The organism is Mesorhizobium sp. M0587 (assembly GCF_040320945.1).
In the GTDB taxonomy this organism is placed as follows: domain Bacteria; phylum Pseudomonadota; class Alphaproteobacteria; order Rhizobiales; family Rhizobiaceae; genus Mesorhizobium.
In genome coordinates, this window is sequence record NZ_JAMYQP010000024.1 from 1 (window position 1) to 12,545 (window position 12,545).

A 12,545-nucleotide genomic window follows, 5' to 3' on the forward strand; every position below is an offset into this window, starting at 1 on the left:
CATTGCTCGTCCGTCAGAACCGTTCGAATCATCAAAGCCTCCAAAATGAGGCTTGAATCACTCAAAGGGCGAAAGTGGAATCCTGATTCTCAACAACCCCTAGGACGAATGCATCCGTCGAATGGGGATTCTAGTCAGCAGGGAGACAGCGACTTGAGGTAGTAGCTAAGCCGGCATGCCGCCCGGGAGCGGTCAGGGGCCATCACCATGAAGGTCGGCTGAGAGGCCGCGTCGGCCAGCCGCAAATTGCTCTTCGACCGCACTGAGGCGCATTTCGGTCAGGTGGGCCGAGAGCTGATCGGCAGCTTGGTCGAAGAGATTGCGCTCGGGAACGCGACTTCCCTGCCGCTATGGAGCGACATCGGCTGCGAGGACTTGCAGCGAAACAAAAGACTGCCGATCAGACCATTATGAGCAACTGAGGGCTAACGCCTCTATCCGCTTGGGATTGATACCGACTCGGGTGCACGACTCTAGAAGTGAGGATTAAGTTTGTTGCGCCACGCGCGTCCCTGGCGCCACAGTTCATGAACCAGCGACCCCAAATACATCAGGCGGCGCCTCAGATGTTGGCCAGCGTAGCCAGCATCGCGACAGTCTGTAATGTAAGTATTGGCATCGCGGGGCGTGGACGCCGCTTCAACCTCGTGGCCCTTGCTTCGTAACTTTTTGACAGTGCTCGCTCTGATGTAATGTGAGCCACCGATGACTACAATTTTCATATCGAGTCTCCTTGCCATCGCCAAATCTGAGAACGCCCGCACGACGATGCGCTATCTGCGGACGGCGGCCCCCGAAACAACATGAGCTTTCACGAGTACACGACCCGATTTGTATCAACTCCGATAGAATCTGGTACCAAGGTACAGCCAGCGCAGGTGCGCCCAAACTGGCGTCGGCAACTTCCATCGCCGCAGCGCTAACCGTCGTCAATTTCGTCGTGCGTGCCTTTGTTTTCCAAAGGCAGATGACATTCCATGATTTGTTGTTGTCCGGGCGGAAGCCCGCATAGCGCCACGCGCTAGCTATCCTTGCCAGCAACCTCCAAGACGATTGCATCAGGAAACTTGCATCTGCCGAGGAGGGACGGCCATCACACCGACAGCGAGACGTGCCTATGCCGAGGTATGATCGGGCTGAGCGATAGTTCTGTGATTGCGGCGTGAACAATGCCGGATCTGAGGAACGCTAACCGGAGAATTCAGAAACCCGGCGACCATTCATGGCCTCCTCAACAGTCCGGGCCAGCCCTTCGCTCAGTAAATCATGACCGAAAGTATTGGACGAACGCGCCCTAGGCACGATGGCTCACGTCCCACCACAGCCGGCATATTTCAACCCGACGCTACGCATTCGAAAAGCCACGGCCGTGTCTTGCCTTTGCTCGATGCCGCCGACGCGCTGTAGCAGCTTTCCCAACGGCAGGAGTCATCATTATGGCCGATCTTTCCGAACTCGAAAACGGCAGCGCCGAGCACACATTGCCCGCCGAGGCGCAGGCTCCGGTCGAAGTCGATGTCTCCTCGCTGATGCCGGGAATGTCGCTGGTTGTGCAATGGTGCGGTAAGCCGGTGGTCGTGCGCAACCGCACAGCCAAGGAAATGACGGATGGTCAGGCGGTCAATCTCGCTGAGCTCAAGGATCCGATCGCCCGCAATGCCAATTTGCCCGCCGACGCGCCGGCGACCGACGCAAACCGCACTGCGCCAGATAAGGAAGCCTGGATAGTGATGGTCCAGGTCTGCACGCATAGCGGCTGCATCCCGGTTGGCCAGCAGGGCGACTTCGGAGGCTGGCTCTGCCCCTGCCACGGTTCCCAATATGATAGCGCCGGACGCATCCGTAAGGGTCCAGCGCCGGAGAACATGGCGGTGCCGGTGTTCCAGTTCATTTCCGACACCAAGATCCGTATCGGCTGAAGCATGGGGAGGTTACCATGAGCGACAAACATTCGACATATGTGCCGAAAACCGGCATCGAACGCTGGTTGGACGCCCGCCTGCCGTTGCCACGGCTGGTGCATGATTCCTTCATCGTTTATCCCGTCCCGCGCAACCTGAATTACGCCTATACGTTCGGCGGCATTCTCACGGTCATGCTGGCGTCGCAGATCATAACAGGTGTCGTGCTGGCGATGCATTACGCACCCGACACGGGGCTGGCCTTCAATTCGGTCGAGAAGATCACGCGCGATGTAAATTCTGGCTGGCTGCTTCGCACCCTGCATTCGAACGGAGCAGCGTTCTTCTTCATCGCCGTCTATCTCCACATCTGCCGCGGGCTCTATTACGGTTCGTACAAGGCGCCGCGCGAGTTTCTATGGGTGCTCGGCTGCACCAATCTGCTGTTGATGATGGCGACAGCCTTCATCGGTTATGTGCTGCCCTGGGGCCAGATGTCATACTGGGGCGCTACCGTCATCACCAACTTCTTCACGGCAATCCCGCTGGTCGGCAACTGGATCCAGCAGCTGTTGCTCGGCGGCTTCGCTGTCGGCAATCCGACGCTGAACCGTTTCTTTGCACTCCATTATCTGCTGCCATTCATGCTTGCAGGCGTGGTGACCTTGCATATCTGGGCGCTTCACGTGGTCGGCCAAAACAATCCGACGGGGGTTGAGGTGAAATCCAAAACCGATGTCGTCGACTTCACGCCCTATGCCACCGTCAAGGATGCGGTCGGCATCATCGTGTTCTTGTTTTTCTTTGCATATTTCGTCTTTTATCTGCCGAACTTTCTTGGCCATCCGGACAACTACACGGTGGCCAACCCACTGAAGACGCCCGCGCATATCGTGCCGGAATGGTACTTCCTGCCGTTCTACGCAATCCTGCGGGCCATCACCTTCAATGTGGGACCGATCGATTCCAAACTTGGTGGCGTGCTGGCGATGTTCGGCTCAATCGCCGTGTTGTTCCTGGTGCCGTGGCTCGACAGCTCCAAGGTGCGCTCGGCGGTCTATCGGCCCTGGTATAGGCTGTTCTTCTGGATATTCGTGGCCGACGCGCTCTTTCTCGGCTGGCTCGGCTCACAGCCGGCGGAAGGCGCGTACGTGGTCATGTCCCAGCTTGCGACGCTTTACTACTTTGCATTTTTCATCATCGTCATGCCGCTGCTTGGGCTGATCGAGACCCCACGACCTTTACCGCATTCGATCACCGAAGCGGTCCTCGAAAAGAACAAGGCCAAGGGGCGGGCGCCCGGTCCGGAGATCCGACATCCGTCGGAAGGGCGCTGAACATTGCGAATATGCTCGATCTGGATCCGTCATGAGCTGGTGGAACTCGCCTCTGGTCTATATCGTGTTGATCGGCCTCGCCGGGATCATCGTTTGGACGCTCATCCCCAGACGTTTCGGCAATACGAGGCTGATCGTCCAGCTTGGCTTTTTCCTTGCCATGTCGATTCTCGTTCTCGACCTGCGCGTTGTCCCGTACGAACCTGCGAGGGGCGAAGAGGCAAGCAGCGGAGCGATCCTGATCGGGTCGGTCAAGCTGCTCTGGTGGGTTCACCTTGCCTGGGCGCTAATCGGATTTGTTCGTATTTATCTTGTCTTCGAGCGAAAGCCGCGCGAGGCACGTCTCCTGCAGGACGTCGTGGTCGGCATCGTCTACACCGGAATGCTGCTGTCGATCCTGGCGTTCGTCTTCTCCGTGCCAGTCGGAACGTTGATCGCCACCTCGGGGGTATTTGCCGTCATCCTGGGACTGGCGCTCCAGAATACGCTTGGCGACGTATTTTCAGGAATTGCGCTTAACCTCGGTCGCCCTTACGTGCTTGGAAACTGGATTGTCTTGAGCGACGGAACAGAAGGGCGCGTTGTCGAGACCAATTGGCGGTCGACCAACCTGCTTACCCCAGCTCACAATGTCGTCGCGCTGCCCAACAGTCTTCTCGCCAGGATCGGAGTGACGAATGTCAGCGGTCCAGACGAGAGCCATGGACTCGCCGTGACGATCAAAGTGGTACCGACGAAGATGCCGGCGATCATTCTCGATACCATGCGTTCCGTCCTGCTGAGTTGCAATTCGATCATCCAGGATCCTTCGCCTTCGGTTGCCATCAGAAGCCTGGATGCTGCGGCAATCGAAATCGAGCTCTCGTTTCGCGTCGCAAGTCTCGACCAGCGAATTAGCGCTCGGAACGAAGTTTTCGATCTCATCTATCGCCATTCAAAGTCAATCGGCATGCTGCTGGCTGAGCCGCTTTCGGCGTCGATTGCCATGACCAGCCGCCCAAGCGACGATACGGCAGCCTCTGACAGCTTCACCCCGATCGAACTGATCAAGTCCATACCGATTTTCTCGGCGCTGACGGATGCCGAGCAGGAGGCACTTGCGGCGACGACCTCGGTCCGCGGCTACCGCAAGGGCGAAATCATCGCAAGACAGGGAGAAAAGCTGCTGTCCCTCATGATTGTTCGGACCGGCGTCATCGCCCGGCAACGTGGCCAGGACGATGCTCAGCCCCAGGAAATCGGCCGGCTCGCACCGGGCGACTTCTTCGGCGAGACAGGCTTGCTCGCCGGGATCGGCGAGGAGTCGACATTGCGGGCAATGACCCATGTCGCGGTTTATGAGATAGACCAGAGAAGCATCGCGCCGCTGCTGCTCGACAGGCCTGAAATGGCCGAAGATCTTGCCGCGATCCTGGCGACGAGGGTGTCGGCCTTCGGCGACAGCGGCAATCCAGGACACCAGCACGCGAGCTCCAAATTCGCGCTCCTTACAGCCATTCAGGCAGCCTTTCGCGCCGCTCCGTTCAAGCATGCTGGAGCGCCTGGCCGAGAGGTCAAGCAGAAGGATCAACATCCATGACCATCCGCCAAAGCGACATCGCGGCCATCGAGGCACTCATCCAGCCGAGCGTCCGTGAGTTCGCGGACGGTTTGAAGGTACGGCGTTTGTTGCCCACCTCGAACCGCCTGATGATCGGGCCCTTCATCCTGTTCGATCATTTTGGTCCGGCTGTATTCGACGCGGGTCGCGGTTTCGACATGGGACCGCATCCGCATATCGGCGTTGCGACTTTGACCTACCTGATCGATGGAGAGATCGTTCACCGGGACAATCTCGGCGAAGTGCGGACCATCCGTCCCGGCGAGGTCAACTGGATGACGGCCGGGTCGGGCATCGTCCATTCCGAGCGCACGCCGCCAGAAGTCCGAGCGTCGGGAGGCAATCTCTTCGGCGCTCAGGCCTGGATGGCCCTTCCCTCCCGGTATGAAGAAATTGCGCCCAGCCTTGCGCATTACGGCGCTCCCGAAATCCCGAGGTTCTGTGCCGACGGGGTCGAGTTTACTTTGATCGCTGGCGCATCCGATGGCCTGGTCTCGCCGGTAAGAATCTTCTCCGACATGGTCTATGCCGAAATTGTGCTCACGAGCGGCGCGCGATACCAGGTGAAACCTGAATATGTCGAGCGCGCGATCTACGTTGCCGCCGGCGAGGTTGGGATTGTCGGCCATGACGGGACGTTCCATGAGGCCGATTTGATAGCTCTGGCGCCTGGCACCGAGATCGTGCTCCAGGCGCCTGCCTTTCATGCGGCAAGACTGATGCTGATCGGGGGCGAGCCGCTTTCGGAACCACGTCACATCTACTGGAACTTCGTTTCCTCTTCGGCCGAACGGATCGCGCAGGCGAAGATGGATTGGCGCGAGGGCCGCTTCCCCGGCGTGCCGGGCGAGCACGAATTCATACCCCTGCCAGACGACACCTGAGCGTGGGAATGACGTAGTGATAGTTCACCGGTGCGCATTTTGGCTGCCGCCATTCCCCACCCCATCGCCTGCAAGAATGCCTCTTGTTGGCGACGCTACGATGTCGGGTAGAGTTCGATCATTGTTTGTTCGTCGAGCAAACCGTCGAACCACACGTCAAAGATGGTTTCGAGCAGGAACTCGTCGTTGCTCGCTTCGGAAAACAGCGTCAGAGAGGCGTGTAATTTCTTCGCGTCAACATCACCGAAGACAGCGTGAGCGCTTGAACCGGAGAGCCGTTGTAGTGCCCCGATGCATTCCCGATAACGACCTCCTAGTATCGGAGATGAGAGATAGGCACTCGCTTCGTCGAGCGATGTGATCGCATATGGCGCAGGCGCAGCGTCGCTTCGGTTGACGGCCAACCTTGGAAAGATGAACTCCATGTAGGACGTGCACATCATTCCTTGGCGCAGAATACCTAGCGCGTCTTCATAGACAGCGTCCTGCGCTCTGACGAACCTCTGCAAATCATATTCGTCGCTCATTTCAGAGGATGCCTTTTTTCGCAACCAGCCTGTACCTATCCGTCGACGATATCGGCATATTCCGGCTGTTTGGCGAGGAACCGGCTCATGAAGGCGCATTTCAAGATCGCTTTGCGGCCGGTTTTGCGCAGCAGCTCAAACGTACCCTGAGCCAATCGCGTCGCGATCCCCTGTCCGGAAAACTCCGACGGGACTTCCGTGTGTATGAGAACAATCTTCCCGCTCTCGATCCTGTAATAGGCCGCAGCGAACATTTCATCGGCGATCGGCAGCTCGAAACGATGCTGTTGAGTGTTCTCGATGACTTCCGTATCCATCTTTAACTCTCGATTGTGCGCTGGTTTGTGCGTATTTGCCGAGACAGGTTGGCCTGTCGTTGGCCCTCTATCGTATTGCGGGCAACCGCAACGTCACGGCTGTGCCCGACCCGAGCTCGCTCTCGACGTCGACACTTCCCCCCGCCTCCTCGGCGAAGCGCTTGACCATTGGCAACCCAACGCCGCCGAGGCCTCCACCTTTCGTGGTGAAGAAAGGATCGAATGCGCGGACCATAGTCTCGCTGGTCATTCCAATTCCGTTGTCGGCGACACGAACATCTATCCGACCGGCCGTGGAACTTTCGGACGCCAAGGCGGCGTCGATCGAGATCAGACCGCCGTCAGGCATAGCCTCGCGTGCATTGAACAGAAGATTCAGAACCGCGTTTTGAAGCCCAATCGGATCACCCTTTACCCGAGGCAGATCGGAGCCGACCCGAACCTCGAGGCGCAAATTGGCACCCCAAGCGCTTCGAATGACGGATTCGACCTCAGCCAGGCAGGCGCCCACGTCCGCATACTCGATTTCGGCATGAATTTCTCGGGCTACGCCGATGGTTTGCCTGACAAGGCCGCCGGCTCGCTCCAGAGCTGTTTTGGCGCCGGCAATAACAAGCCCAAGATCCGGCGCCGCTGAGACGCTGGGGTCACGGGCCAGATGGTTCAGCGCGGATGAGGCGACCTGGATGAGATTGCCAAGGTCATGAACAATGCCGGCGGTCGATATCTGCACGGGTAGGCCGCTTCGCGGAACATCGGCAGGCCGGTCGAAGACATCTTCCTTTAGGCGTGACATTCCATTCCCCCGGTTGCTCGGTCGACTCTTGGTTGCTGGAAGAACTTAAATGAACTGCATCTGTGGTCGATTGGGTCGAGGAAGAGGGCGAGCAATACCGCGGTATATGTCTTGCTATCGCGTCGCGGGGCCCAGCGATCATGTTGACGAGCACGAGGAACAAGAGATCGCCCGGAGTGGGCTTGCTGTGGCCCGGCCCGGTGCCTTGCTCCTGCATCACTGGTAGCCGATCCCGCCGATGTAGTTGGCCAGGAGTTGCTCCTGGAGCTCCTCTTGATCGAAGAGCGCCTTCATTGCATCACGGATATCAAGCACGCCTATCGGCTTCTGGTCCGCCCCAAGTACCGGCACATTCTGAAGGCCTCGCGCGGCCATCGTCTGCCAGACTGAATGGACGTCGTCGTCGGGACCGCAGGAGACGATGGATCGGCTCATCAACGTAACAACGGGCGCTTCTGTTGGCCCTGAATTGGCCAGATGGCGGATGATATCGGACTTGCTCAGCACACCTGCCACCTCCCCGTTGCCGTGGCACACGACGACCAGGCCTGTTGCTGGTTTGGAAAGCGAGAGTGCGGCACCGCGAAGCGGAGCGTCGACATCGATCACTGAGAGGCGGGCCGACGTTATTGGATGCAGACTGTCAATGCGCATGACGCCCTCCTGAAAGCGCCTCGCGGCCACAGCCGGGAGGCTGGGGTTCGATGTTTTCCTCACTCCTGGAAGGGAGCGTTCATCACGGAATCAACTGCCGAAGGAGCCCTGTAGCCGGGGACAAAGCGTTCGCCGAAATCCCGGGCAAAGTTGTCGTAGGTGGTTGCGGGACTGACATCCGCGATCTGGCAAAAGCATCGCGTCATCCGTCGCTTCATTCCGAGCCGCGGGAATTCGCCGACGATCGTTGCCATTTCGGTGGAAGGGATGAGCTTATATTGCAAGCCGACGACATCGAGGCAGATCCCGGCTGTGCACAACGCCACCTCGGCTTCCTTGTAGAGGCCGATCGACGGTGTCGAGTTGAGGGCGACGCTGTCCCAGATCAGTTGAGCGCGACGTTCGTCGAAGCCGCCGTCCCGGACGAAGGTTCGAGCCAGATCGGCGCCTTCCACTTCGAAACGGCGCGGCCCGGCAAAGTGCTCATTGAGCGTGATGTCATGCAACAGGGTTCCGACAGCGACAACTTCCGCGTCGTGCTCGACATTCTGAAGCTGTCCGATCCTGGCCGCGAAAAGCCAGGATCGGACTACGTGATTGAACAAGTAGGGTTCACATCGCTGACGAGCATATTCGATCGCTCGGCCAACAATCGGCGTATCGGGGACCGAAACCCCTGCAAGCATGCGCCTGGCGATCGCATCCATGTCGGTGACCTTTCCTTTACGCCCCGACGACTAGCCCGATTTCATTTCGGGTATGTCGTCAGGTTCTTCTCGTTGGTATCGACAACGAAGATCGCAAGCAGGCGGGCGCGTTCCGTCTTGCTGGCGTTTTCGCTTATCGCGTGACGGTCGCCGGGAAATTCCGAGAAACTTTCGCCGGCACGATAGGTCTTCACCGGTCCTTCGTTGACCTGGCTTCGGATCGCCCCCTCCAGGACCGTCGCATAGATGAACGCGGACTTGGGATGCGTATGGGCAGGCGATGTACCGCCCGGTGCGTACTCGACGAGCACCGCTTTCATGCTCTTGCCGGGCACGTTTGGAAGAGCCTGGTCGTAGACGAGCTTCACGCTGTCCGCGTCTTTCGCCATTGCCGCGGTGAAGGAAGCGGCAGTGAGCGCTGCGCATAGAAGTGTCTTGATCATGTCTAGTCTCCTTGTTGAATTTGATGGCTGGGGAACGCCGATCTGATTGGTCACGAGACCAGCGCTAGCTTTTGTTTGTTTATTTCGGCGGTGTGTACCGGCTGAGCCAGTCATCGAAATGCACGGCGCCGATGCGCGCGTTCTCGCCCGGAACAAGCGTTCGATCGTCGACTGCCACTTGACCGTAGTAGAGAGCACCAGGATCCGCGACGACTTTGCGGGGGTCGTTGGTGGCCTTCAGAAAGCGACCGACGAGTTCGCTCATGCGAACGCGCTCCGGGCCGGCGATTTCGGTCGTGCCGTTCAACGGAGTGGCAAGCGCGACGTCCGCCATTGCATCGGCGACATCATCGGCCGCCATGGGTTGGAAGTACGCCGGTGACATGTGGATGGTATCACCGACGGCGCCGGTGTTTGCGATGGCGGCCGTGAATTCGAAGAACTGGGTGGCGTGGACGATCGTGTATGGGATTGCGGATTCCTTGATCAGTTTTTCCTGGAGCAATTTTCCGCGGAAATAGCCCATGCCCTGCAGCCGGTCGGTGCCGACGACTGACAGGGCCGCGTGATGACCGACACCGGCGGCGGCTTCGGCTGCAAGAAGATTACGCCCGGACGCAGCGAAGAATTCCAGCGCGGCCTTCTCCTCGAACGACGGCGAGTTCGCAAGATCGACGACGACCTGTGCCCCGGCAAGTGCGGCGGCCAGCCCTTCTCCCGTGACGGTGTTCACTCCGGAGTTCGGCGACGCCGCTAGCACGTCGTGCCCCTTTTTCCGCAGTCGTTCCACAGTCTTCGAACCGATCAGCCCGGTTCCGCCGATAACGACAATTTTCATTTCGAATCTCCTGCTGCAGCGTGTTTATTTGCTTTTGTTCGGTCGGGCGCTGGCGTTTCCGGACAGCTACTCGCTGGCCGATGCGGCGTCCTCGATAAGTGACGTGACCTCGTCGGGGCGTGAGACCATGAGTGCGTGGGAAGCACCCTCGACGACGACGGTTTTTACGGCATGCGCCCGCTTGGCCATGAAGCTCATGACGGCTGCCGGGATATTTCGATCATCCGTGCCGTAGATCATGTAGGACGGCAGCGTCTTCCATGAGGCAACGCCCGAGGCCTCAGCCAGAGCTGCCTGCGCGACGGGACGTTGAGTGGCTGCCATTAGCGACGCCTGTTCTTCCGGGACATCGGCGGCGAACTGGGCGCGGAACTTGTCGGGCTGGATGAAGAGATCCTGGCCGCCGCCCGGCAACGCGACTGGAGCAAGGGCGCTCGCCAGAGTGCTGCCGGGAAACATGCCAGAAAGCGTCAGGCTCGATTCACCGGTCTCCGGCGCGAACCCAGCCACATAGACCAGCGCCTTTACGTTGGCATTTCCGTTGGCGGCCTCGGTGATGACTGGCCCGCCATAGGAATGCCCCACCAGAACGACCGGCCCGGGGATCGACCGGAGGATGGCCGAGACTGCCGAGGCATCGCTGGCGACGCCGCGGAGCGGATTGGCTGCGGCCTTGGCTATATAGCCGTCCCTGTTGAGTTTGGTGATGACCGCATCCCAGCTCGAGGACTCGGCGAAGGCGCCGTGCACCAGTACGACGGTCGGCTTGGCCTTTGGGCCGACCGGCTGCGCCATCGCGGTGCTCGATAAGGCAATCGCCGCTGCGAGCGCCAGGATCCCGGTAATGTTCGACATTGCTTTCTCCTTTGCCGGCCTTTCATGACCTATGCGCAGAAGAATGCGCCGACCCGGCGCGCCGACCTATTGTGCGGAATGGTCAGTCATATGATGCCAAGGTCCAGGGTAGGTCATCGCTGAGATCAGGTGACCGGTGGCATGCTGCAGCGATGGCCGGCAGCGCTGGAATGGTGCCGGGGCCGCGGCCAATGAAAGATCCATGCAAGTGGCTGCTTCCAAACACCACTTCGCCCGACGAATGTTCAGCGCACTGCCTCCCGTCAACGGCATTGTCCCAGCCCTTCGGCTTGCATCGCCCAATGCCAACGCATGGGTCACACAGCCGGATCGTCTAATCGTCTTGCGGGAGCGAGGCTTTATATCTGGATGGGTGAAGACCACCAAGATAAAGATGGAGTTACCAAAATGAAAAAGACAGCTCTTATTGTTACAGCAGGAAGCGCAATTGCCGGAAGCGACCACTATGGATCAAACGGCGCCCAGCAGCCTGCACCTGCGTCTGACAACACGTATACCTCCTCGACCAGAAAAATGAACAACGATACTGGCATGCCGAAAACCGTACGCAAGCCTGTTTCCAACGACGAATATGGCCAAGGCATCTGGGGTCACTGATCCTGACCGACACCAAATTAAAGGGCCGGGGTGAGACCTCGGTCCTTCGGCCGTATCTGAGTTAATTCCTTGAGAGGTGAACCGACTTTTCTTGCCAGCCGATCCTCTGTCAGCGTTCGTGACGGCTTGTATCGTCTTAATTTGTACCACCACGACGAACGTTCTCGCCTTCGATCCGGTGCCCAGCGCGCGACGCGGTCGACGTCACTGCCGATCTTAGCGTTCGGATGCGCACCCCGTTGGTGACATCGTGGAATAAGGGGCGTCGCGACGGTGGACAACGGAGCAAGCGCGACTCAGAGCAACGCCATTCCGCCGTCAACCCGCAGGTTGATACCCGTGACAAAGCTGCTCGCGTTCGAGGCAAGGAACAGGGCGGCCTTTGCCAGCTCTTCCGGCTGTCCCATACGACCCAGGGGTATTGCTTCCGCCATCGCCTTTTCGAACGGTCCCCGCTGTTCAAACGGTAAGCCTAGCTTATCGAGAATAGCCGTATCCACCGGTCCTGGGCTGAGCACGTTGACCCGGATATCGCGGGACTTCAGCTCGATCGCCCAGCTGCGCGCGAACGCATTAATCGCTGCCTTCGAGCCAGCATAGACAGCATGCCCGTCCAGGACTTTCTCACTGGCCAGCGACCCCGTGAGGATGATTGCGCCGCCGTTCCGCATGATCGGGATCAGCTTCTGGACACCGAAGAAGACGCCGCGCGTATTGACGGCAAACTGCGCGTCATATTCTGCCTCGGATACGTCGGCCGAGTGTGTGATGGTGTTTAAGCCGGCGTTCGCCATATAGATGTCGAGCGCCCCGAACCTCTGCCGGATCTGCTGCGCGACGTCGTCATGGTGCGCCACGTCGGCCACATCTCCTTGAATGCCCAGCGCGCCTGCCCCGATCTGTGCGACCGCCTCCTCGACCGCCTGCTGCCGGCGGCCGGTGATGACCACTTGCGCTCCCTCGTCAGCAAAGATTTTTGCAGCCGATAGTCCGATTCCACCATTTCCGCCGGTGACCACAGCGATTTTACCTGACAGTGTGCCCATGTCGTTTCTTGCCTCCGGAATT

At 59.0% G+C, this 12,545-nt stretch carries 15 protein-coding genes; 5 read left to right on the forward strand and 10 right to left on the reverse strand.

Going from position 1 to position 12,545, the window contains the following annotated elements:
• Positions 1–473: 473 nt before the first annotated feature.
• Positions 474–722, reverse strand: a complete 249-nt coding sequence (locus NKI49_RS33430) for a hypothetical protein (RefSeq protein WP_502899507.1) — start codon at positions 720–722, stop codon at positions 474–476.
• A gap of 714 nt (positions 723–1,436) precedes the next feature.
• Here NKI49_RS33430 and petA point away from each other — a divergent pair.
• The 4 genes from petA to NKI49_RS20745 are packed head-to-tail and all read left to right on the forward strand — an operon-like array spanning position 1,437 to position 5,722.
• The gene (gene petA, locus NKI49_RS20730; protein ID WP_352601362.1) at positions 1,437–1,919 is read left to right on the forward strand and encodes a ubiquinol-cytochrome c reductase iron-sulfur subunit; all 483 of its coding nucleotides are present in this window, start codon (positions 1,437–1,439) and stop codon (positions 1,917–1,919) included.
• A 17-nt stretch (positions 1,920–1,936) separates the two neighbouring features.
• Positions 1,937–3,238: a cytochrome b gene (locus NKI49_RS20735; protein ID WP_352601360.1), complete on the forward strand. Its 1,302-nt coding sequence runs from the start codon at positions 1,937–1,939 to the stop codon at positions 3,236–3,238.
• Between the two features lie 31 nt (positions 3,239–3,269).
• Entirely contained in the window at positions 3,270–4,817 is a 1,548-nt protein-coding gene (locus NKI49_RS20740; protein WP_352601358.1) for a mechanosensitive ion channel family protein, read from the forward strand.
• Positions 4,814–5,722 carry a pirin family protein gene (locus NKI49_RS20745; RefSeq protein ID WP_352601356.1) on the forward strand — a complete coding sequence of 303 codons (909 nt, stop codon included), beginning with the start codon at positions 4,814–4,816 and terminating at the stop codon, positions 5,720–5,722. The genes NKI49_RS20740 and NKI49_RS20745 overlap by 4 nt, the downstream gene beginning before the upstream one ends.
• A 95-nt stretch (positions 5,723–5,817) precedes the next feature.
• Here the strand turns inward: NKI49_RS20745 and NKI49_RS20750 are convergent, their stop codons facing one another.
• The 8 genes from NKI49_RS20750 to NKI49_RS20785 form a co-directional block, all read right to left on the reverse strand.
• Positions 5,818–6,249, reverse strand: a complete 432-nt coding sequence (locus tag NKI49_RS20750; protein ID WP_352601354.1) for a DUF1810 domain-containing protein — start codon at positions 6,247–6,249, stop codon at positions 5,818–5,820.
• 35 nt (positions 6,250–6,284) lie between these two features.
• Positions 6,285–6,566 carry a GNAT family N-acetyltransferase gene (locus NKI49_RS20755; protein WP_352601352.1) on the reverse strand — a complete coding sequence of 94 codons (282 nt, stop codon included), beginning with the start codon at positions 6,564–6,566 and terminating at the stop codon, positions 6,285–6,287.
• 67 nt (positions 6,567–6,633) lie between these two features.
• Positions 6,634–7,299: a sensor histidine kinase gene (locus NKI49_RS20760; RefSeq protein ID WP_352601350.1), complete on the reverse strand. Its 666-nt coding sequence runs from the start codon at positions 7,297–7,299 to the stop codon at positions 6,634–6,636.
• A gap of 279 nt (positions 7,300–7,578) precedes the next feature.
• Positions 7,579–8,016, reverse strand: coding sequence for a CBS domain-containing protein (locus tag NKI49_RS20765; RefSeq protein ID WP_352601348.1), 438 nt, complete (start codon positions 8,014–8,016; stop codon positions 7,579–7,581).
• Between the two features lie 59 nt (positions 8,017–8,075).
• The gene (locus tag NKI49_RS20770; RefSeq protein WP_352601346.1) at positions 8,076–8,723 is read right to left on the reverse strand and encodes an HD domain-containing protein; all 648 of its coding nucleotides are present in this window, start codon (positions 8,721–8,723) and stop codon (positions 8,076–8,078) included.
• Between the two features lie 41 nt (positions 8,724–8,764).
• Positions 8,765–9,166: a cupin domain-containing protein gene (locus tag NKI49_RS20775; RefSeq protein WP_352601344.1), complete on the reverse strand. Its 402-nt coding sequence runs from the start codon at positions 9,164–9,166 to the stop codon at positions 8,765–8,767.
• Positions 9,167–9,245: 79 nt separating this feature from the next.
• Complete coding sequence (locus NKI49_RS20780) at positions 9,246–10,004, reverse strand: SDR family oxidoreductase (RefSeq protein WP_352601342.1); 759 nt, start codon at positions 10,002–10,004, stop codon at positions 9,246–9,248.
• A gap of 66 nt (positions 10,005–10,070) precedes the next feature.
• Positions 10,071–10,859 carry an alpha/beta fold hydrolase gene (locus NKI49_RS20785; RefSeq protein WP_352601340.1) on the reverse strand — a complete coding sequence of 263 codons (789 nt, stop codon included), beginning with the start codon at positions 10,857–10,859 and terminating at the stop codon, positions 10,071–10,073.
• A 408-nt stretch (positions 10,860–11,267) separates the two neighbouring features.
• On the opposite strand from NKI49_RS20785, the gene NKI49_RS20790 reads away from it, so the two are divergent.
• Complete coding sequence (locus tag NKI49_RS20790; RefSeq protein WP_352601339.1) at positions 11,268–11,477, forward strand: DUF680 domain-containing protein; 210 nt, start codon at positions 11,268–11,270, stop codon at positions 11,475–11,477.
• Between the two features lie 296 nt (positions 11,478–11,773).
• Here the strand turns inward: NKI49_RS20790 and NKI49_RS20795 are convergent, their stop codons facing one another.
• Positions 11,774–12,523 (reverse strand): glucose 1-dehydrogenase, encoded by a 750-nt coding sequence (locus tag NKI49_RS20795; protein WP_352601337.1) that lies wholly within the window; start codon positions 12,521–12,523, stop codon positions 11,774–11,776.
• Positions 12,524–12,545: the final 22 nt, after the last annotated feature.